This is a genomic window from Microbacterium oleivorans, assembly GCF_023715745.1.
Classification (GTDB): domain Bacteria; phylum Actinomycetota; class Actinomycetes; order Actinomycetales; family Microbacteriaceae; genus Microbacterium; species Microbacterium oleivorans_D.
This window is the reverse complement of record NZ_JAMBOV010000004.1, coordinates 149,297-169,315: the sequence shown is the minus strand read 5'-3', so window position 1 is coordinate 169,315 and position 20,019 is coordinate 149,297. Positions and strand designations below refer to the sequence as shown.

15 protein-coding genes are annotated in these 20,019 nt (G+C 71.5%); 12 read left to right on the top strand and 3 right to left on the bottom strand.

The window, feature by feature from the left end; all coding sequences use genetic code 11:
• The first annotated feature begins 56 nt into the window (after nt 1-56).
• The 7 genes from M3190_RS11605 (at nt 57) to M3190_RS11575 (ending at nt 11,936) form a co-directional block, all read left to right on the top strand.
• Nucleotides 57-998, top strand: coding sequence for an ABC transporter permease (locus M3190_RS11605; RefSeq protein ID WP_251581710.1), 942 nt, complete (start codon nt 57-59; stop codon nt 996-998).
• Nucleotides 995-2,884, top strand: a complete 1,890-nt coding sequence (locus M3190_RS11600; protein WP_251581709.1) for a dipeptide/oligopeptide/nickel ABC transporter permease/ATP-binding protein — start codon at nt 995-997, stop codon at nt 2,882-2,884. The genes M3190_RS11605 and M3190_RS11600 overlap by 4 nt, the downstream gene beginning before the upstream one ends.
• The gene (locus M3190_RS11595) at nt 2,881-3,738 is read left to right on the top strand and encodes an ATP-binding cassette domain-containing protein (RefSeq protein ID WP_251581708.1); all 858 of its coding nucleotides are present in this window, start codon (nt 2,881-2,883) and stop codon (nt 3,736-3,738) included. The genes M3190_RS11600 and M3190_RS11595 overlap by 4 nt, the downstream gene beginning before the upstream one ends.
• 69 nt (nt 3,739-3,807) lie before the next feature.
• On the top strand, nt 3,808-6,234 hold the full coding sequence (locus M3190_RS11590; protein ID WP_251581707.1) for a beta-glucosidase: 2,427 nt from the start codon (nt 3,808-3,810) through the stop codon (nt 6,232-6,234).
• Nucleotides 6,231-7,343, top strand: coding sequence for a serine hydrolase domain-containing protein (locus M3190_RS11585; protein WP_251581706.1), 1,113 nt, complete (start codon nt 6,231-6,233; stop codon nt 7,341-7,343). Before M3190_RS11590 ends, M3190_RS11585 begins: the two co-directional genes overlap by 4 nt.
• Before the next feature lie 16 nt (nt 7,344-7,359).
• On the top strand, nt 7,360-10,146 hold the full coding sequence (locus tag M3190_RS11580; RefSeq protein ID WP_251581705.1) for a family 78 glycoside hydrolase catalytic domain: 2,787 nt from the start codon (nt 7,360-7,362) through the stop codon (nt 10,144-10,146).
• A gap of 17 nt (nt 10,147-10,163) precedes the next feature.
• The gene (locus M3190_RS11575; RefSeq protein WP_251581704.1) at nt 10,164-11,936 is read left to right on the top strand and encodes a DUF5605 domain-containing protein; all 1,773 of its coding nucleotides are present in this window, start codon (nt 10,164-10,166) and stop codon (nt 11,934-11,936) included.
• 89 nt (nt 11,937-12,025) lie between these two features.
• Here M3190_RS11575 and M3190_RS11570 read toward each other — a convergent pair whose 3' ends face one another.
• From M3190_RS11570 to M3190_RS11560, 3 genes are all read right to left on the bottom strand, one after another.
• Nucleotides 12,026-12,601, bottom strand: a complete 576-nt coding sequence (locus tag M3190_RS11570; protein WP_251581703.1) for a TetR/AcrR family transcriptional regulator — start codon at nt 12,599-12,601, stop codon at nt 12,026-12,028.
• Nucleotides 12,594-14,453 carry a glycoside hydrolase family 3 protein gene (locus M3190_RS11565; RefSeq protein WP_251581701.1) on the bottom strand — a complete coding sequence of 620 codons (1,860 nt, stop codon included), beginning with the start codon at nt 14,451-14,453 and terminating at the stop codon, nt 12,594-12,596. The genes M3190_RS11570 and M3190_RS11565 overlap by 8 nt, the downstream gene beginning before the upstream one ends.
• 96 nt (nt 14,454-14,549) lie before the next feature.
• Nucleotides 14,550-15,287, bottom strand: a complete 738-nt coding sequence (locus tag M3190_RS11560; protein WP_251581694.1) for a FadR/GntR family transcriptional regulator — start codon at nt 15,285-15,287, stop codon at nt 14,550-14,552.
• A gap of 102 nt (nt 15,288-15,389) precedes the next feature.
• Between M3190_RS11560 and M3190_RS11555 the strand changes: the two genes are divergently transcribed.
• The 5 genes from M3190_RS11555 to M3190_RS11535 are packed head-to-tail and all read left to right on the top strand — an operon-like array spanning nt 15,390 to nt 20,019.
• On the top strand, nt 15,390-17,147 hold the full coding sequence (locus tag M3190_RS11555; RefSeq protein ID WP_251581692.1) for a dihydroxyacetone kinase family protein: 1,758 nt from the start codon (nt 15,390-15,392) through the stop codon (nt 17,145-17,147).
• Nucleotide 17,148: 1 nt separating this feature from the next.
• Entirely contained in the window at nt 17,149-17,619 is a 471-nt protein-coding gene (locus M3190_RS11550; RefSeq protein ID WP_251581690.1) for a ribose-5-phosphate isomerase, read from the top strand.
• Nucleotides 17,619-18,383, top strand: a complete 765-nt coding sequence (locus M3190_RS11545) for a triose-phosphate isomerase family protein (RefSeq protein WP_251581682.1) — start codon at nt 17,619-17,621, stop codon at nt 18,381-18,383. Before M3190_RS11550 ends, M3190_RS11545 begins: the two co-directional genes overlap by 1 nt.
• Entirely contained in the window at nt 18,380-19,174 is a 795-nt protein-coding gene (locus tag M3190_RS11540; protein ID WP_251581680.1) for a sugar phosphate isomerase/epimerase family protein, read from the top strand. Before M3190_RS11545 ends, M3190_RS11540 begins: the two co-directional genes overlap by 4 nt.
• Nucleotides 19,171-20,019, top strand: a complete 849-nt coding sequence (locus tag M3190_RS11535) for a phosphogluconate dehydrogenase C-terminal domain-containing protein (RefSeq protein ID WP_251581678.1) — start codon at nt 19,171-19,173, stop codon at nt 20,017-20,019. The genes M3190_RS11540 and M3190_RS11535 overlap by 4 nt, the downstream gene beginning before the upstream one ends.

Genomic DNA, 20,019 nt, shown 5'->3' with positions numbered 1-20,019 from the left:
CCGGCAGGTGGCGGCGTCCGCGTCGCCACCTGCCGACCATCCCTGGGAAGGTCATCATGCTGTCATTCATCGTCAGACGCGTCGTGTCCGGCGTCGTCCTCGTCGCGGTCATCTCCGCCGTCGCGTTCCTGCTCCTCTACGCCGGCGGCGGCGACATCGCCCGTCGCATCCTCGGCGAGAACGCGACAGCCGAGACGGTCGCCAAGAAGACCGAGGAGCTCGGTCTCAACCGGCCCCTGCTCACCCAGTACACCGACTGGCTGACCTCAGCGATCTCGGGGAATCTCGGTCGCAGCTGGTTCACCGGCGAACTGGTCAGCGTCAGCGTCACGAACCGCCTCGCGGTGACGCTCTCTCTTGTGATCGGCGCGACGCTCATCTCAGCGGTCATCGCCATCGTCCTCGGCGTCCTCGCCGCCCGACGCGGCGGCGCCATCGACGGGACGGTCCAGATCCTCTCGCTCATCGGCTTCGCCGTGCCCGGCTTCCTCATCGCTCTGATCCTCGTGCTCGTCTTCGCCGTGAACCTCCACTGGTTCAAGGCGACGGGATACGTCCCGATCGCGACATCCTTCAGCGGGTGGCTCGCCTCGGTGACGCTGCCGATCATCGCGCTCTCGATCGGCGCCATCGCCTCGGTCGCCGTGCAGGTGCGCGGATCCGTGATCGATGCGACGTCGCGCGACTACGTCCGGACCCTCCGCGCCCGGGGCCTCAGCGAGGGTTCCGTCATCTACAAACACGTGCTGCGAAACGCGGGCGGGCCGGCGCTCGCCGTCCTCGCCCTGCAGTTCGTCGGTCTCCTCGGCGGCGCCGTCGTCGTCGAGCAGATCTTCTCCATCCCCGGGATGGGTCAGCTGAGCGTCCGCTCGACCGTCCTGGGCGACATCCCGGTGGTGATGGGACTCGTGATCGCGTTCGCCATCCTCGTCGTCATCGTCAATCTCCTGATCGACCTCGCCCAGGCCGCTCTGAACCCGAAGGTGAGGCTCTCATGACCGACACGATGGGCTCCCCCGCCAACCCCGCCCTGCCCCTCGCCCCGTCGAACGCCGCGCCGGTGCGCATGCATCTCGCGCGACGCCTGCTCAAGCGCCCGGTCGGGGTCGGTGCCGCCCTCTTCCTCCTGCTCATCGCCGTCATCGCCGTCATCGGCACGGCGATCGCACCGCTCGACCCGAACTACGCCGACATCCGGAACGTCCTCGCCGCCCCGGGTGGCGAGAACCTGCTCGGCACCGACAGCAGCGGTCGTGACGTGTGGTCGCGCCTGCTCGCCGCCACACAGACGAGCGTCCTCGCCGCCCTGCTCGCGGTGGTCGTGGCCATCGTCATCGGCGTGATCAGCGGCCTCATCGCCGGCTACTACCAGGGGTGGTTCAACGCCGTCGCGACGTGGGTCACCGAGCTCAACATGGCTCTTCCCGGCATCGTGATCCTGCTCGCCGCGAGGGCCGTCCTCGGCCCGTCGGTCTGGATCTCGATGTTCATCTTCGGCCTCCTGCTCGCCCCTTCCTTCTTCCGACTGGTCTACGCCGCCGTGACAGCGGTGCGCGGCGAACTGTACGTCGATGCAGCGCGGGTGTCGGGACTCAGCGACACCCGCATCATCGGACGGCACGTCCTCTCGGTCGTGAGGGCACCGATCATCATCCAGGCGGCGATCATCGCCGGCATCGCCCTCGCGATCCAGTCCGGGCTCGAGTTCCTGGGCCTCGGCGACGTCAAGGTCCCCACCTGGGGGTCGATGCTCAACGACGGCTTCAAGAACATCGCCCGGACGCCGCTGCTGCTCATCTGGCCTTCACTGGCGATCGCCCTCACCTGCATCGCCCTCACACTGCTCGCCAATGTCATGCGTGACGAACTCGAGCGCACCGTCTCGGTCCGCCGCAAGCGCCGCCGCGCCGTCTCGACAGCGACCGGCTCGATCGCCGCGGTCACGACGTCCGTCTCGCTCAGCGGCGGCGAGCCCATCGAGGACCCCGACGAACTGCCCGTCATCGAGAACGAGGGCGTCATCCGCCACGCCGAGGACGCCCGCAGCAAGGCCACCGAGAAGGTGCTCGAGGTCCGCGATCTGCGGGTCGGCTACGACCAGCCCGACGGATCGCACATCGAGGTCGTCCACGGTGTCTCGCTCGACATCCGCAAGGGCGAGGTGCACGGCCTCATCGGCGAGTCCGGCTCGGGCAAGACCCAGACCGCCTTCGCAGTCCTCGGCCTCCTCCCCCGCGGCGGGCACGTCACGGGCGGCTCGATCCTCTACGAAGGCACCGAGCTGGCGGATGCGTCCGAGCGCACGTACGCGGGCATCCGCGGCAAGCGCATCGGCTACATCCCGCAGGAGCCGATGAGCAACCTCGACCCGTCGTTCACGATCGGCAGCCAGCTCGTCGAACCGCTGCGCAAGCATCTCGGACTCTCCAAGAAGGACGCCACGGAGCGCTCGCTGGACCTGCTCGCCCGGGTCGGCATCCCGCAGCCCAAGCGCACGTTCGACGCGTACCCCTTCGAGGTCTCGGGCGGCATGGCGCAGCGTGTGCTGATCGCCGGCGCCGTGTCGACCGACCCCGACCTGATCGTCGCCGACGAGCCGACGACCGCCCTCGACGTGACCGTGCAGGCCGAAGTCCTCGACCTGCTGCGCGACCTGCAGGCCGAGCGCAACATGGCCATGCTGCTCGTGACGCACAACTTCGGCGTCGTCGCCGACCTCTGCGACCGCGTCACGGTCATGCAGAACGGCCTGTTCGTCGAGCAGGGTCCGGTGCGCAGCATCTTCCACCACGCCCGCCACCCGTACACCCAGGCGCTCCTGGACGCGATCCTCGACGAGGGTCCCGCCCGTGCGCCGCTGGCCACGAAGGGAGCACGGGCATGACCGCTCCGCTGCTCGAGGTGAAGGACCTCGTCGTCGAGTACCCCGGCAAGGGATTCCGCGCCGAACCGTTCCGCGCCCTGAAGGGGGTCTCGCTCGACATCCTGCCCGGCGAGACCGTCGGCCTCGTCGGCGAGTCCGGGTCCGGCAAGACGACCCTCGGCCGCGCCGCCCTGGGGCTCGCGCCCGTCACCGGCGGGACGATCACGTACGCCGGGCGGGACATCTCGCACCTGTCACGGCGGCAGCGCCGGTCGCTGACCTCCGAGATCCAGGTGGTGTTCCAGGACCCGTACTCGTCCCTCAACCCGTCGATGACGATCGAGGAGATCCTGACCGAGCCGCTGACCGCGGCGGGGGTGGCGAAGACCACCGCCCGCACCCGGGTGCGCGACCTGCTCGACCAGGTGGGCCTGCCGACGGATGCCCGGAGCCGGCTCCCCCGCGAGTTCTCGGGCGGCCAGCGCCAGCGGGTCGCCATCGCACGGGCGCTCGCCCTGGAGCCGCGGCTCATCGTGTGCGACGAGCCGGTCTCGGCACTCGACCTGTCGACGCAGGCGAGGGTGCTGGACCTCTTCATCGAGATCCAGGAGCGCACCGGTGTGGCCTACCTCTTCGTGACCCACGACCTCGCCGTCGTCCGCCACGTGAGCCATCGCGTCGCGGTCATGTACCGCGGCGAGATCGTCGAGTACGGCGACGGGGACCGGGTGACTTCCGAGCCGGAGCATCCCTACACGCAGCGGCTGTTCATGGCAGCACCCGTGCCCGACCCTGACAAGCAGGAGGAGCGCCGCGCCGCACGCAAGGCGTTCCTCGCGTCGGAAGCCGGCTCGTCCGTCGCCGGAGCCGCTTGATCGGATGCCGGCGCGCAGACGCTCGCGCGCCGGCATCCCCCACCTCCTCTTCGATTGCAAGGAAGCACCGTGACTGACACGACGACGTCGACCGCGTCCACCGACCACCTCCGCCCCCTCCTCGAGAAGCTGACGCTCGAGCAGAAGGCGGCCCTCGTCCAGGGCGCGGACTTCTGGACGACGGTGCCGCTGCCCGAGATCGGCCTGCGCGCGATGACCCTCTCGGACGGTCCCGCCGGTGTTCGCGGCCCCCGCTGGGACGAGCGGGATCCGTCGCTCAACATGCCCTCGGGGTCGGCACTCGCGGCATCCTGGGACGTCGACCTCGCGCACCGGTACGGCGCCGCTGCCGCCGCGGAGGCCCGCCGCAAGGGTGTCGACGTCGTCCTCGGCCCGACCATCAATCTGCACCGGTCCCCCCTCGGCGGCCGCCACTTCGAGTGCTTCTCGGAGGACCCCGAGCTGTCCGCCGGCCTGGGCGCCGCCTACGTGCGCGGCCTGCAGGACAACGGTGTGGCCGCCACCCCCAAGCACTACGTCGCGAATGACTCCGAGACCGATCGCTTCACCATGGACGTCCAGGTCGACGAGCGCACGCTGCGCGAGCTCTACCTGGCGCCCTTCGAGCGCACCGTCGCGGCGGGCACGTGGAGCATCATGAGCTCCTACAACTCCGTCGACGGCGTCACGATGACCGAGAACGACCTCCTCGAGACGCCACTAAACAGCGAATGGGGCTTCGACGGCGTCGTCGTCAGCGACTGGACAGCCGTGCGCTCGCTCGACGCCGTCCCCGCCGCGCAGGACCTCGCCATGCCGGGGCCCGCTCCGGCATGGGCGGACCTCGCCGACGCCGTGCGCGACGGCCGGCTCGACGAGGCCGATCTCGATCGCAAGGTGCTGCGGATGCTGCTGCTCGCCGAGCGTGTCGGCGCACTCGCCGGCCACGACGCGGTGGAGCCGGCGCCGGTCGACGGTGTCGCCTTCGTCCGCGAGGCCGCCGTCGAGGGATCCGTCCTCCTGCGCAACGAGGGTGTGCTGCCGCTGGATGCCGGCTCCCTCCGACGTGTCGCGGTGATCGGCCAGAACGCGCGTGACGCGCGGACGCAGGGCGGCGGCTCGGCCACCGTCCTTCCCGAGCGCACCGTATCGCCGCTCGACGGCATCCGCGAAGCGCTTCCGGGGGCCGGGGTCGCCTACGAGATCGGCGCCGTCGTCCAGGAGGGCGTCGCCGAGCTGGACCTCGCGCGCATGACGAACCCGGCCACGGGCGAACCGGGGCTGCGAGTCACCTTCCTCGGTGAGGACGGCGAGGTCCTCTTCACCGAGGACCGCCGCTCGAGCGCCCTCGTCTGGTTCGGCGGCGACGCTCCGATCGCCGCGAGCCGCACGGTCGTGTTCGAGACCCGGTACGCCCCGGAGTCCACCGGCGACGTCGAGCTCGGATTCGCCGGCGCGAACCCCGGTCGCCTGCTGGTGAACGGCGACCTGCTGCTGGACGACTCCCCCGTGATCGAGGGCACGGACCTCGGCGCCGCCTTCCTCAACCCGCCCTCTGTCACCGCCACTGTCGCGGTGCAGGAGGGGACCCCGATCGACGTGCGGGTCGAGTTCGACCGCGCCGACATGGGTGCGCTGTCCGGCGCGATGTCGGCCACCGTCGGGATCGCGCCCGAGCGCACCGACCCCGCCGAGCTCATCGCGCGCGCCGTCGAGGCGGCGACCGCCGCCGACATCGCCGTGGTCGTCGTCGGCACCAACGCGAAGGTCGAGTCCGAGGGATACGACCGCACCGACCTCGACCTGCCGGGACGCCAGGACGACCTCGTCCGGGCCGTCGCCGCGACCGGCACCCCGGTGGTCGTCGTCGTGAACGCAGGCTCCCCCGTCGTCCTCCCCTGGGCGGACGACGTCGCCGCGATCCTGCAGGGCTACTTCGGCGGTCAGGAGTTCGGGCACGCCGTCGCCGACATCCTCACCGGCGCCGCCGAGCCCGGCGGCCGCCTCCCCACCACGTGGCCCGCATCGCTCGCCGACGTCCCCGTGACGCAGGTCACGCCCGACGAGGGCGTTCTCCGCTACACCGAGGGCATCCACATCGGCTACCGCGCCTGGCTGCGCTCGGGCGCCGAGCCGGCGTACGCGTTCGGACACGGCCTCGGCTACACGACCTGGGACTGGGAGTCCGCCACCCGTCAGGGCGACACCCTCGAAGTGACCGTCCGCAACACCGGCGCGCGCGCCGGCAAGCAGGTCGTGCAGGTCTACGCCGAGCGCGCCGACTCGTCCGTCGAGCGTCCGGTGCGGTGGCTCGTCGGTCACGCCGTCGTCCGAGCGGATGCCGGGGCCACCGCGACAGCATCCGTCTCGCTGCCATCACGCCGCTTCGCGCACTGGGCGGACGGCTGGGTCGTCGAACCCGGCGCGTTCACGCTGCGTGCGGGAGCGTCGGTCGTGGACCTGCCGCTCGAGCTCGAGTGGGAGGCGAGCCGTTGAGCCTGCTCGAGGGCACGGTCGACGACCGGCTCGCGGGAGTCGCCGACCGTCTCGACGGCTGGTTGCAGGCGGACCCCGACCTGTCGTTCCAGGTCGCGGCGTATCACCGGGGTGACCTCGTCCTCGACGCGTGGGGCGGCCCACACCTCGGGCGCGACTCGGTCATGGTGCCGTACTCGGTGACGAAGAACACGATCGGGCTGTCGGTGGGTCTGCTCGTCGAGCGTGGCGAGCTGGACCTCGACGAGCGCGTGTCGACGTACTGGCCGGAGTTCGCCGCGAAGGGCAAGGGCGGCGTCACCGTCCGCCAACTGCTCTCGCACCAGGCCGGCCTGCCGCAGGCCGACACGAATCTCACGTGGGACGAGCTGCTCGACCATCACGCGGCAGCGGCGCGTCTGGCGGACTCGACGCCGTTCTGGCACCCGGGGAGCGCCTTCGGTTATCACGCCATCACGATCGGCAACCTCGGCGATGAACTCGTGTACCGCGTCACCGGCCGGACCCTTCACGAGTTCTACGAGCAGGAGATCCGCGCGCCGCACGGCATCGACTTCCACCTCGGCCTGCCCGCGGAGCTGGAGGACCGGCGCGCGGACGTCCTCCCGATGATCCGCCCGGTGTCGGACACCCTGAGCCGCGAGTACTCGGCGCTCGGCCCGCTCGTGTTCGGCTCCCTGAGCGGTGACGTCGACCTGGGCAACTCGCCCCGGAGCTGGCGCTACGGTCACCCGGGCGGCAGCGGCACCGGCAGCGCACGCGGCCTCGCCCGGCTCTTCGCCTCGGCGGTCACCGGCGTCGACGGAACCGAGCCGTTCCTGAGCGCCGGCACCGTGTCGCAGATCGGGCAGCAGCAGATCCGCGGCTACGACGAGGTGCTGCACCAGCACGACCGTGCCCATGCGATCGTCTTCCAGAAGCCGTCGCAGCAGCTCGCCTTCGGCGGTCCGCGCTCGTTCGGCCACGACGGTGCGGCGGGAGCGCTTGCGTGCGTCGACCCGGACACCGGCGTCGCCTTCGCGTGGACCATCGCCCGCGGGCCCTGGCCGGGTGGCGCCGACCCGCGTGCCGTCGCCCTGGCAGCCGACCTCGGCCGCATCCTCCCCTGACCGGACCGGAGACCCTGTGATCCCTGCATCCCGCATCGCCACGTTCCGCGCCGAATTACGCGACGACACCGCGTTCGTCGCGACGCCCACCCCTCGGCTGAGCTGGACCGTCGACACCGGCGAGCCCGACTGGGTACAGGTCGTGGCCGAACTCGATGACGGCGCCGACACGATCGAGCTCGCGGGTGAGGACAGTGCGCTGGTCTCGTGGCCGTTCGCTCCTCTCGCCGCCGGCGAGCAGCGCGACGTGCGCGTGCGCGCACAGGCGGCATCCGGCACGTGGACGACCTGGTCGGAGCCGCTCACCATCGCCGCCGGCTTCCTCGACCCCGGCGAATGGGTGGCGCAGCCGGTCGGGCTGGCCGATCCGTTCCGCGAAGCCCAGCCGACGGTGGTCCGCACCCGCTTCCGGCTGGGACGACCGGTGACCCGCGCACTGCTGTTCTGGACGGCGCTGGGTGTCGCGGAACCCGAGGTGAACGGCGCCGCCGTGTCGGACGACGTCCTCGCACCGGGGTGGACGGCGTATCGCGACCGGCTCGTGCACGAGACCGTCGATGTCACGGCACTGCTCCACGAGGGCGAGAACGTCCTGTCGGCGACGCTGGCCGGCGCCTGGTACACCGAGAAGTACGGCTTCTTCGCCTTCACCGACCGGCTCTACGGAACGCAGCCCTCGTTCCTGGCACAGCTTCGGGTGACGTTCGACGACGGCACGACGACGACCGTGGCGGCCACCGGCGAGGGGTGGGAGGCGGCCGCCGACGGACCGATCGTCGACAGCGGCATCTACGCCGGCGAGCACCAGGACCTGGGTCGCGAGGTCGCGGGGTTCTCCCCCGTCCGTGTGGGCGCCGCTGCGAAGCCCGGTTACGAGGATGTCCCCGTTCCCGAGGGACGCATCGCGCCGCCCGTGCGGAGGATCGAGACGCTCCCCATCGTCGACACGATCGCAACCCCCTCGGGGGCAACGATCCTCGACGTCGGACAGAATCTCGTCGGACGGCTGCGGGTGCGGGTGCGCGGCGAGGCCGGCGCGACGGTGACGATCCGTCACGCCGAAGTGCTCGAGGACGGCGAGCTCGCGCTCCGTCCTCTGCGCAACGCCGCGGCGACCGCCACCTTCGAGCTCTCCGGGGGTGACGACGTGCTCGAGTCGCGCTTCAGCTTCTACGGCTTCCGGTACGCGCAGATCACGGGCGCCGAGGTCGACCCGGCCGACGTCGAGGCCGTCGTCCTGCACACCGACATGACGCGGACCGGGTGGTTCGCGGCATCCGATCCGCTCATCGACCGGCTGCACGAGAACGTCGTGTGGGGCATGCGCGGCAACTTCCTCTCGATCCCGACCGACTGCCCCCAGCGGGATGAGCGCCTCGGCTGGACGGGCGACCTGCAGGTGTTCGCGCCGACGGCATCCTTCCTCTACGACAGCGCCGGCTTCCTCACCTCCTGGCTGCGCGACCTCGCGCACGAGCAGGCCCGGAACGACGGATCGGTGCCCGTGGTCGTGCCGTCCGCCCTCGGCGGATTCACCGGAGGCGGCGCTTCCCCGGCCGCCTGGGGAGACGCGGCGACCGTCGTGCCGACGGTGCTGCACGAGCGCTTCGGCGACCGCGACGTCCTCGCGGCACAGTACGAGAGCATGCGCGCGTGGGTGGATGCCGTGGGGCGCGACGCCGGCGAAGGCGGGCTCTGGGCGGGCCGCATGCAGCTGGGTGACTGGCTCGACCCGTCGGCGCCGCCCGACAAGCCGGGACAGGCGAAGGTCGACAGCGACATCGTCGCCTCGGCGTACTACGCGCGGTCGCTGCGCCAGGTCGCCGACGCAGCGAACCTGCTCGGACTGGAGACGGATGCCGCGCACTACGGCACCCTCGCCGAGCGCAGCAGACGTGCGTTCGTCGACGAGTACGTCACGCCCGCCGGGCGCATGATGAGCGACGCTCCCACCGCGTACGCGCTTGCGCTGGAGTTCGACCTCGTGACCGATGGCGTCGTGCGCGCGGCGCTCGCCGACCGCCTCGCAAGCCTCGTGCGCGAGGGCGGATACCGGATCGGGACCGGCTTCGTCGGCACGCCCCTCGTCGCCGACGCCCTCACCCGCGGAGGTCATCTCGACGCGGCCGAACGCCTGCTCACGCAGACCGAGTGCCCCTCGTGGCTGTACCCCGTGACCCAGGGGGCGACGACCGTCTGGGAGCGGTGGGATTCGCTGCTGCCGGACGGCAGCGTCAACCCGGGCGAGATGACCTCGTTCAATCACTATGCGCTCGGCGCCGTCGCCGACTGGCTGCACCGGACGGTCGCCGGGCTCGCGCCCGCCGCGCCCGGATACCGGCGGCTGCGGATCGCGCCGCAGCCGCTCGACAGCCTGTCGTCCGCTTCTGCGCGCCACCTCACCCCGTACGGCGAGGCGGCGGTCTCGTGGCGCCGGGACGGTGACGAGATCGTCGTGAGCGCGATCGTGCCCGCCAACACGCGCGCCGAGGTCGTCATCCCCGGCGCCCCGGACGAGGTGGGTTCGGGCAGCCACGAGTGGCGCTTCCCCGCACCGGCGACCCCGGCACGTCCACCGCTCGACGGCCTGCACGCGTCGCTCGCCGACGTCATCGACGACCCGCGCGCGTACGCCGCGCTCATCGACACGATCGCGGCAGTCGATACGGATCGCGCGCAGGCGATCCGCTCCGAGACCCGTTGGGGCGCGGGGCGTCCCGTCACGACCGCGCTCATGTTCACCCCGCCCGACCTGCTCGCGTCCGTGGACGACGCGATCCGGCGGGCGACGGCATCCGCCTGACCCTCCGAGGAGACACCATGTTCGACCGCGCCAGCACCTTCGGCGAGGCCCTCGACGATCCCGACGCCCGCGCGATCCTCGAGCGGTACCTGCCGGGGGTGGCCGCCTCGCCCATGGCGACGCAATTCCGCGGCGGCCGCCTCGGGCAGCTCGTCGCCATCGTCCCCGCCCTCGAGGACCTCGAGGTGCGCGAGCAGTTCTTCGCCGCGCTCGCCGCCGTGGGGTCCGGCGCCGGGCGCCCGCCGTACGCGCCGTCGATCGCCCCCGACCCCGCGTACGAGGGCGACGACGTCGCGCGGGCGTCGGCGACCCTGACGCTTCCGGAGCCGACACCGCTGTGGGATCCGCTCGAGCTGCGCTTGGCCGGGCCGTCGCACGGCAACCCGTTCGTCGACGTCGAGCTCGACGCGCTCTTCCGCCGCGGCGATGACGAGATCCGGGTCGGCGGCTTCTACGACGGCGACGGCGTCTACGTCGTCCGCGCATTGGCCGACACCGTCGGCACCTGGACCTTCGAGACGCGGTCCACCGCGCGGTCACTCGATGGCATCACCGGGTCGGTCGAGGTCGTCGGCGCACGCGACGGCTCGCACGGTCCCGTGCGGGTCGACGGGTTCCACTTCCGGCATGCCGACGGCACGCGGCACCGCCCGATCGGCACGACGGCATACGCCTGGACCCACCAGCCGGAGGAACTGCAGGAGAAGACCCTCGAGACGCTCGCCGAGGCTCCGTTCGCGAAGCTCCGCATGTGCGTCTTCCCGAAGTCGTACCTCTACAACGCGAACGAGCCGGCCGACTTCCCCTTCGTCGGCAGCCTCGCCGACGGTTTCGACCACACCCGGTTCGACCCGGCGCACTTCCGGCGACTGGAGCAGCGGATCGGCGAGTTGGCGGCCCTCGGCATCCAGGCCGACCTCATCCTCTTCCACGCCTACGACCGCTGGGGATTCGCCGACCTGGGCCCCGCCGTCGACGAGCGGTACGTGCGCTACGTCGTGCGGCGAATGTCGGGCTTCGCGAACGTGTGGTGGTCGATGGCGAACGAGTACGACCTGCTGTGGTCGAAGGACCTCGACGACTGGGAGCGTCTCGCGGCGATCGTCGGCGAGGAGGATGCCTTCGGTCACCTCAACTCGATCCACAACTGCCGACCCGTATACGACTACGCGAAGCCGTGGATCACCCACGTCAGCATCCAGCGGGTCGACGTCTACCGCACCGCGGAGAACACCGATCAGTGGCGCGAGGAGTGGGGAAAGCCCGTCGTCATCGACGAGTGCGCCTACGAGGGCGACATCGACCAGGGCTGGGGCAACATCACTGGCGAGGAGATGGTTCGCCGGTTCTGGGAGGGCGCCGTCCGCGGCGGCTACGTCGGCCACGGCGAGACCTACTACCCGTCGGCCCTCGGGGGCGCGGCATCCGTCGGCGACGACGACGAGGTGCTGTGGTGGTCGAAGGGCGGCGCGCTCCACGGCTCGTCCCCCTCGCGGATCGGCTTCCTCGAGCACCTGCAGTCGCAGGCACCGGACGGGGTGTGGGATCCGCTGCCGAGCGACTGGGATGTTCCCTGGGGCGGCGTCGCCGGACGCCTCAAGGTCGCCTACTTCGGGTTCAACCGGCCGCGGTTCCGCAACGTCATCCTCGACGAGGGCGACTGGCGCGTCGAGGTCATCGACACCTGGAACACCACGATCGACGAGCTGCCGGGGACGTACCGCGGTCAGGTGCGCGTCGAGCTGCCGGGTCGTCAGTTCATGGCGATCCGGGTGACACGGGTGGAGTAGACACGGCCCTCGAGCTTTCGGCCGGGCCCGCGCAATATCGACGGGAGTTCTCCGACGCCCGGTACCCGGCCCGCCTGACTCAGCTCGGCTCAGTACGCGCCGGCGAGCCGTTCCCACGTCCACGCGAGGACACCGGCGATGTCGATCGAGGGATCGACGCCCTGCTGCAGCTGCAGACCGTCCGAGAGGGCGAGGAGCACCGTCGCAGCCGTGTCGGCGTCGATGCCGGGGGGCATCTCGCCGGCATCCTGTCGTGACCGGATGTCGGCCGCGACGACCGCGTGCACGCTCCGCTGACGCTCCTCGAAGAAGGCATGCGCGGGATGGTCCGGAGCGGATGCCGCCGCCTGCAGACTCGCATACAGGTGAACGAGCGCGGGGGTCTCGGCGTTGCGCCGCGCGACGCGCACCGACGGCGGCTCGTCGCCGTCCTGCTCGGCGAGCGCTTCACGCGTCGCGGCGTCGCGTTCTCGGAGCACCTCGACGAGCAGGCTCTCCTTCGTGCCGAAGTGGTGGAGCATGCCGGCCTGCGTCATCCCGACCTCGGCGGCGATGTCGCGCAACGAGGTCGAACCGTAGCCACGCCGCCCGATGACCTCGAGCGCCGTCTGCAGGATCAGCTCGCGGCTCTCGCGCCCCTGCGCCGAATTGCGCCGCTCACGCATCCGTTGTCACCACGAGGGAAGGGGTGCCCGCCTCGTACACCGGGTCGGCGGTACCGCCGGGGACATCCGACCGGCCGGCGAGGACGGCTGCCTCGTCGCGCGGGATCTCGAACGGCAGCCGACCCTCGGCGCGCACCCGGCCGGTGAGCACGTCGAGCAGGGCTTCTTCCGACGCACCGAACGTCGCGACGACGGCGTGGGCGTGCTCCGCCACCGGGGCGAGCAGCGCGGGGCGCTCGAGGTGGATCGCCACGACGGTCGGGGCCGTCTCGGCGACGTCCACGACGCGTGTGACGACGCTCTGGTCGAACGCGAGCGACCCCGCGTGGAAGTGCGCCTCGAGCATGTACTCGTCGCGCGGGTCGAAGGGCGGCTGCAGCCGCAAGACACTCACGTCGGCACCCTCGGCATCCGCCGCCGGCACCAACCCCGCTGAGCGGATCGCATCGTCCGAGATCTCGGGCGCGTACACCGCCGTCCCGGGCCGCAGCGGCAGGACGGATGCCGCGTCCCCCGCCCCACCGGGCAGGATCACGGCCGAGCGGGACTGGGCCCGGTCCCCAGCCGCGCGAAACTCAGCACTGCCGACGATCTCGCCCGCGGCATCCTCGTCGACGAACGGGTCGTCGAACAGGCCGAGCTCGAACTTGACGGTCAGCAGCCGCGCGACGGAGACGTCCAGACGCGACTCCGGGACGGCTCCCGAGCGCACGAGCTCGATCACGAGCGCCGGGTCGTCCTCGCCGCCGAACTGGTCGACACCCGCGTCGAGGGCCTTCCGCACCCGCTCGATCTCGCTGAGGTGCTCGACACCCCACGACCGCGGCGGCAGCACCTTGCCCATGAGGCGCGACTCGGTGATGAGTCCCCAGTCGGTGCAGACGACGCCGGTGAAGCCCAGCTTCTCGCGCAGCAGCCCGGTGATGATCTGGTGGTTGAAGCCGAAGGCGACCTCCTCGACCGGCTCGCCGTCGAGCACGACACCGCGCGGGATCCCGTAGGAGGGCATGATCGCCGAGACACCGCGGTCGATCACGCGGCGGAACGGCTCGAGGTGGTACTCGAACATGCCGCCGGGGTACACCTGGTCGGTGCCGTACGGGAAGTGCGGGTCCTCGCCGTCCTTCTCGGGGCCTCCGCCGGGGAAGTGCTTGGCCATGCACGCGACGCTCGCCGCCGTCAGCCGGTCGCCCTCGAAGCCGTCGACGTAGGCGACCCCGAGGCGCCCGACGAGCTCGGCGTCCTGTCCGAACGTGCCGTACTGACGCGGCCACCGCGGCTCGGTGGCGACGTCGAGCATCGGGTGCAGGGCCGAGCGGATGCCGACGGCCAGGTACTCGCGCCGTGCGATGTCGGCGAACTCCCGCACGAAGCCCGGGTCGGCGAGCGCACCGAGTCCGAGGGGCTCGGGCCAGGCCGAGAGGTGCCCGGCCGTGAACGAGGCGCCGACGTTCTCGGTGAACGAGTGACGCGGGTCGGTCGAGATCGTGACCGGGATGCCGTGGCCCGACGCCGCGGCCACGTGCTGCAGCCCGTTCACCCAGCGGGCCATCGCCCGCGGATCCGGGATCTGATGGATGTTGAGGTGGGTGACGTGCATTCCCTCGATGAACTCGCGCGCCGAGGCCCGTCCCGGCATCGTCGACGGCCCGTCGACCTCGCCGTCGGTCGTCGTCGGGACGATCGTCTGGATCATGAGCCCCGCCTTCTCCTCGAGCGAGAGCCGCGACACGAGGTCGGCGACACGCTCCGCGATCGGGAGGCGCGGATCCTCGTAGGGGTCCATCACGCCGTTCCGGTTCAGGTCGCGGTAGCGCGTGCCGTCGGGGGCGGTGGAAAAGGATGCGGACACTGCGGTCTCCTGCGACGTCGTCGTGGCGGGCGAGGCGCGGTTCGGCCCCGACGTCGAAAGACTAAATAACGTTCAGTGGTTTTGCAACGGTGACCTTCAGTCGCGCGATGCCCCGGCCAGGCGTGCGGCCGCCGTCGTCATGTGGACGGCCATCGCGGATGCCGCGACATCCTCGTCCCTCGCTTCGACCGCCCGGAACACGGCGTCGTGCTCGGCGATCGCGAGACGCGCGGCCTCGGCGTCGTGCACCGCGCGGTCGGCATAGACCTGGAGGAGCGAGCGCACGACATGCAGCAGGTCGATGAGGGCGTCATTGCCGGCTGCGCGGGCGAGCGCGTCGTGGAACGCGGCATCCGCTCGGGCGAAAGCCGTCAGGTCGGTCTCGGCCGAGCGCATGCGCGTGAGGGAGTCCGCCAGCCGGGCGATATCGCCGACGTCGGCGCGCGAGGCAGCGAGGCGGGCGCAGTAGATCTCCAGGCCCGAGCGGACGTCGAGCAGGTCGTCGGTGCTCCGCTGTCCGATCAACAGCCCCCAGCGCAGTGTCTGCGGCAGCAGGTCGCTCGCCGTTCCGCGCAGGTAGGTGCCCGACCCGGGGCGCACGTCGACGATCCCGAGGATCTCGAGCGCAGCGAGCGCTTCGCGCACCGCGGACCGGCCGACACCCAGGGTGAGCGAGAGCTGCCGCTCGGGCGGCAGGCGCGTCCCGGGCTCGATCTCGCCGCTCGTGAAGAGGTCCATCAGGCGGCGGGCGACCTCCGAGACAGGGGTTCCCGAGGGGAGCGCGCCGAGGGCCGCTGTTATCTCGGCGGAACGGTCGGAAGGGTAAGCGGGCACGGCCCCAACATACGGGAGGAGGCGAGTCCAGTGCGCTTGCAATTGGTCAACCGGTTGTGCACAATGTCGAGCAGGACACACTGACCCGAGGAGCAGCACGCGATGACGCGCCTGTGGAACGACCCGGCCGATTTCGCCGACGAGATGATCGATGGCTTCGTCGCCGCTAACGGTCGCTACGTCGAGCGCGTCACCGGCGGCGTCGTCCGGAGCACCCGCGTGCCGGAGGGTCAGGTCGCCGTGGTGATCGGCGGCGGATCCGGGCATTACCCCGCTTTCGGGGGACTCGTCGGACCGGGCCTCGCCCACGGAGCCGCGATGGGGAATCTCTTCGCCTCGCCGTCGACGCAACAGGTCCATGCTGTCGCGCGCGCAGCCCACACCGGCGGCGGGGTGCTGCTGAGCTACGGCAACTACGCCGGTGACGTGCTCAACTTCGACGCCGCGCAGGAACGCCTGCGCGCAGAAGGCATCGGCTGCGAGACCGTCGTCGTGACCGACGACATCGCCAGCGCCGGACCCGGCGAGCGCGCGCGCCGGCGCGGGATCGCGGGCGACCTGACGGTCTTCCGCACGGCGGCCGCCGCGGCCGCTGCCGGGTACCCCCTCACCGATGTCGCCCGGGTCGCCCGGCTCGCGAATGAGCGCACCCGCTCCTTCGGCGTCGCCTTCACGGGGTGCACGCTGCCCGGAGCCCAGGCGCCGCTCTTCTCGGTACCCGACGGGCGCATGGCGGTCGGTCTCGGCATCCACGGCGAACCCGGCATCGACGAGACCGACATCCCCACTGCCGACGGCCTCGCCGAGATGCTCGTCGAGCGACTGCTGGATGAGCGGCCGGACGGTGCCGACGGCCGGATCGTGCCGCTGCTCAACGGACTCGGCTCGCTGAAGTACGAAGAGCTCTTCGTCGTCTACCGCCGCGTCGCCGCACTCCTCGAAGGCGCCGGGCTCGAGATCGTCGACCCCCACGTGGGCGAGTACTGCACCAGCTTCGACATGGCGGGAACCTCCCTGACCCTGTTCTGGCTCGACGACGAGCTCGCCGAGCTGTGGGAGACCCCGGTGGACACCCCCGCGTACCGTCGCGGTGCCGTCCCGAAGGCCGAACGACGGGATGCCGCGCACGCCGACGCGTCCGTCGCCGCCGATGAGGTCGCCGGGGATGCGGCATCCCTCCTGCTCGCCTCTACCGTCGTGGCCGCGCTGGACACCGTCGCGACGACGATCGACGAGAACGTCGACGACCTCGGCCGGATCGACGCCGTCGCGGGCGACGGCGACCACGGGATCGGGATGCAGCGCGGCTCGCGCGCGGCCGTCCGCGCCGCACGACAGGCCGCCGCGGCGGGCGCCGGCGCGGCGACGACGCTCACCCGCGCGGCCGACGCGTGGTCTGACCGGGCGGGGGGCACCTCGGGCGCGCTCTGGGGCCTCCTCCTCACCGAGCTCGCGAACCGCCTCGGCGATGCCGGGCGCCCCGACGCGACACGCATCGCCGACGGGGTCGCCGCCGGGGTCGGCGCCGTCGTCGCGCACGGCAAAGCGGAGGTCGGCGACAAGACCATGGTCGACGCACTGCTCCCGTTCACCGAGACACTGACGCGCGAGGTGGCGTCGGGTGCCCGCCTGGCGGATGCCTGGCGCACCGCTGCCGCCGCAGCGACCACCGCAGCGGCCGCAACCGCGGACCTGCTCCCCCGCAAGGGCCGCGCCCGCACGCACGGTGAGCACGCCGTCGGCACCGTCGATGCCGGCGCGCACTCCTTCGCCCTCATCGTCACCGCCGTCGGCGACACCCTCGCCGCGGCCCCCGTCATCAGCCGGACGGCGACGCCCGACTCCCCCGAGAGGATCTGACATGACCGCACCCCTGCGCCTCGTCATCGGCAGCGACGACGCCGGTTACGACTACAAGGAGATCCTGAAGCGCGACCTCGAGCAGAACGACGGCGTGGTCTCGGTGCTCGACGTCGGAGTGGATGCCGACGGCCACACCGCGTACCCGAGGGTCGCGATCGAAGCGGCCGAGCGCGTCGCCCGCGGCGAGGCCGACCGGGCCCTACTGATCTGCGGCACCGGCCTCGGCGTCGCGATCGCCGCGAACAAGGTCGCCGGCATCCGTGCCGTGACCGCGCACGACTCGTTCTCCGTCGAGCGCGGCGTGCTCTCCAACGACGCCCAGGTCCTGACGATGGGTCAGCGCGTCGTCGGCATCGAGCTCGCCCGCCGTCTCGTGCGCGAATGGCTGACCTACCGCTTCGACCCGTCGTCGGCGTCGGCATCGAAGGTGGCCGTCATCGACGAGTACGAGACCACAGGATCCTGCTGATGCAGCCGGTCCTGGTGGGGGTGAGTCTGAAGGCGTACTTCGGTCGCCGCCAGGCGCGCATCTGGTTCGCGGGCGCGGCCGCAGTGCTGCGCGCGCACGACGGCGTGCGCTCCGGCGCCGTCGAGGCGTTCGTCATCCCCACATACCTTCAGCTCGAGGACGCCGCGGGCGCCTTCGCCGGCACCCGCGTGCGCCTCGGCGTGCAGGACGTCTCGGCGTTCGAGCCCGGTGCGTACACGGGTGAGGTGACCGCGACTGAGGTCGCCGAGTCCGGCGCGACGTACGCCGAGATCGGTCATGCCGAACGCCGCCGGCTCTTCGGCGAGTCCGATGCTGACGTCGCCGCCAAGTCCGCCGCCGCGCTCCGGCACGGGGTGACCCCCGTGCTCTGCCTCGGCGAGGACGAACGAGCGGATGCCGACGGTGCCGCCTCGGCGACCGTCGCCCAGCTGGGACGCAGCCTGGCGGGCGCTCCCGCGGGTCCGGTCGTCGTCGCCTACGAACCCGTCTGGGCCATCGGCGCCCCCTCGCCTGCGCCGATCGACCACATCTCGGCCGTCACCGGTGCCCTCCGCGACGTCCTCGCCGCGGACCCGAAGCGGGCCGGCTCGCGCGTCATCTACGGCGGCTCGGCCGGACCGGGCCTGCTGGCCGGGCTCGGCCGTGCGGTGGACGGCCTCTTCCTCGGTCGTTTCGCCCACGACCCGGCGGCGTTCGGCGACGTGCTCGACGAGGCGTACGCCCTCGCCCGGAGCGCGCCGTGATCGGGCTCGGCACCTACGCCTTCGTCTGGCAGCACTCCGATCGCGTCCCCGAACCGCTCAGCCTCATCGGCGCGTTCGAGGCGACGCGCGAGCTCGGGGTCGGCCTCTTCCAGATCTGCGACTATGCACCGCTGACCGAGATGACCGACCGTGAGATCGCGGATGCCGCCCGCGCCGCCCGCGAGCTGGGCCTCACGATCGAGCTCGGAACGAAGGGCATCGAGACCGCGCATCTGCAGCGGTTCCTCTCGCTGGCCGACATCTTCGGCGCCCGCCTGGTGCGGAGCATGGTGTTCGCGCCCGACTCCCGACCGTCGCTCGCCGAGGCGGGCGCGCTGCTGGGCGGCGTCCTCCCCGCCTTCGAGGCGGCGGGCGTGACTCTCGCCCTCGAGACGTACGAGCAGATCGCGACGGCCGACCTCGTCCGACTGGTGCACCAGGCGGAGAGCCCGAACGTCGGGATCTGCCTGGACCCCGCCAACGTCGTCGCCCGGCTGGAGCCGCCGCGCCACTGCGTCGAGGAGGCCGCCGAGGTGGTCGTGAACGTGCACGCGAAGGACTTCGCCTTCGCACGACAGCCGGGGTGGGTCGGCTTCAGCTACTCCGGCGCCCGGATGGGCGAAGGCCTTCACGACTACCGCCATCTCCTCGACGCCGTCCGCCCTCGCGAGCGGGGGATCAACGAGATCGTCGAGCACTGGCTGCCCTGGCAGGGCGACCCCGAGACCACCGTCCGCACCGAGCGGGACTGGACCCGCGCCACCCTGAGCCACCTGAGGAGCTTCGAATGAGCCACACCATCGCCGTCATCGGCGCCGGAGGGAAGATGGGCATGCGCGTGTCCGACAACCTCGTGAAGACCGACCACGTCGTCCGGTACGTCGAGAACTCGCCCGCCGGACGGGAGCGGACGATCGCCGCCGGACGCGAGCTGACCGATGCCGCCGTCGCGGTCGCGGACGCCGACATCGTCGTGCTCGCCGTGCCGGACCTTGCCCTCGGCGCGGTGACGGCCGAACTGGTCCCCCAGCTGAGGCCCGGCGCCATCGTTCTCACACTCGACCCTGCCGCGGCTTACGCGGGGCTGCTGACCACCCGCGAGGACGTCGTCCAGGCGGTCGCGCACCCGTGCCACCCGTCGGTGTTCCTCGAGCGCACGACGAAGGAGGAGTGGGCCGACACCTTCGGCGGCATCGCCGCGCCCCAGGACGCGATCGCCGCCGTCGAGTCCGAGGACCCGGAGCACGCCCGCATCGTCGAAGAGACGGTGCGTGCGATCTACGCCCCGGTCATCGACGTCCACTTCGTCACCGTGAAGCAGCTCGCCCAGCTCGAGCCGACCCTGGTCGAGACGGTCGCCTGCATGATCGGGTCGCTCCTCAACGAGGCGTTGCACGAGGCGATCCACACGATGGGCGTGCCCGAGGCGGCGGCCCGCAGCATCCTCTACGGGCACACCCAGGTGGCGCTCGCGAACGGCCTGCGCGGCGACAACCCGTTCAGCGACGCGTGCCTGATCGCGATGGACTACGGTCGCGAGAGCATCATCAAGGAGGACTGGAAGAAGATCTTCCGCGACGACGAGCTCGACAAGAACCTCGCGCGCATGCTGCACCTCGACCACATCGAGCGCTGA

Coding starts and splice junctions, on each gene's coding strand:
- M3190_RS11605 (WP_251581710.1), top strand. CDS start 57: ATGCTGTCATTCATCGTCAGACGCGTCGTGTCCGGCGTCGTCCTCGTC.
- M3190_RS11600 (WP_251581709.1), top strand. CDS start 995: ATGACCGACACGATGGGCTCCCCCGCCAACCCCGCCCTGCCCCTCGCC.
- M3190_RS11595 (WP_251581708.1), top strand. CDS start 2,881: ATGACCGCTCCGCTGCTCGAGGTGAAGGACCTCGTCGTCGAGTACCCC.
- M3190_RS11575 (WP_251581704.1), top strand. CDS start 10,164: ATGTTCGACCGCGCCAGCACCTTCGGCGAGGCCCTCGACGATCCCGAC.
- M3190_RS11570 (WP_251581703.1), bottom strand. CDS start 12,601: ATGCGTGAGCGGCGCAATTCGGCGCAGGGGCGCGAGAGCCGCGAGCTG.
- M3190_RS11555 (WP_251581692.1), top strand. CDS start 15,390: ATGACGCGCCTGTGGAACGACCCGGCCGATTTCGCCGACGAGATGATC.
- M3190_RS11550 (WP_251581690.1), top strand. CDS start 17,149: ATGACCGCACCCCTGCGCCTCGTCATCGGCAGCGACGACGCCGGTTAC.
- M3190_RS11545 (WP_251581682.1), top strand. CDS start 17,619: ATGCAGCCGGTCCTGGTGGGGGTGAGTCTGAAGGCGTACTTCGGTCGC.
- M3190_RS11535 (WP_251581678.1), top strand. CDS start 19,171: ATGAGCCACACCATCGCCGTCATCGGCGCCGGAGGGAAGATGGGCATG.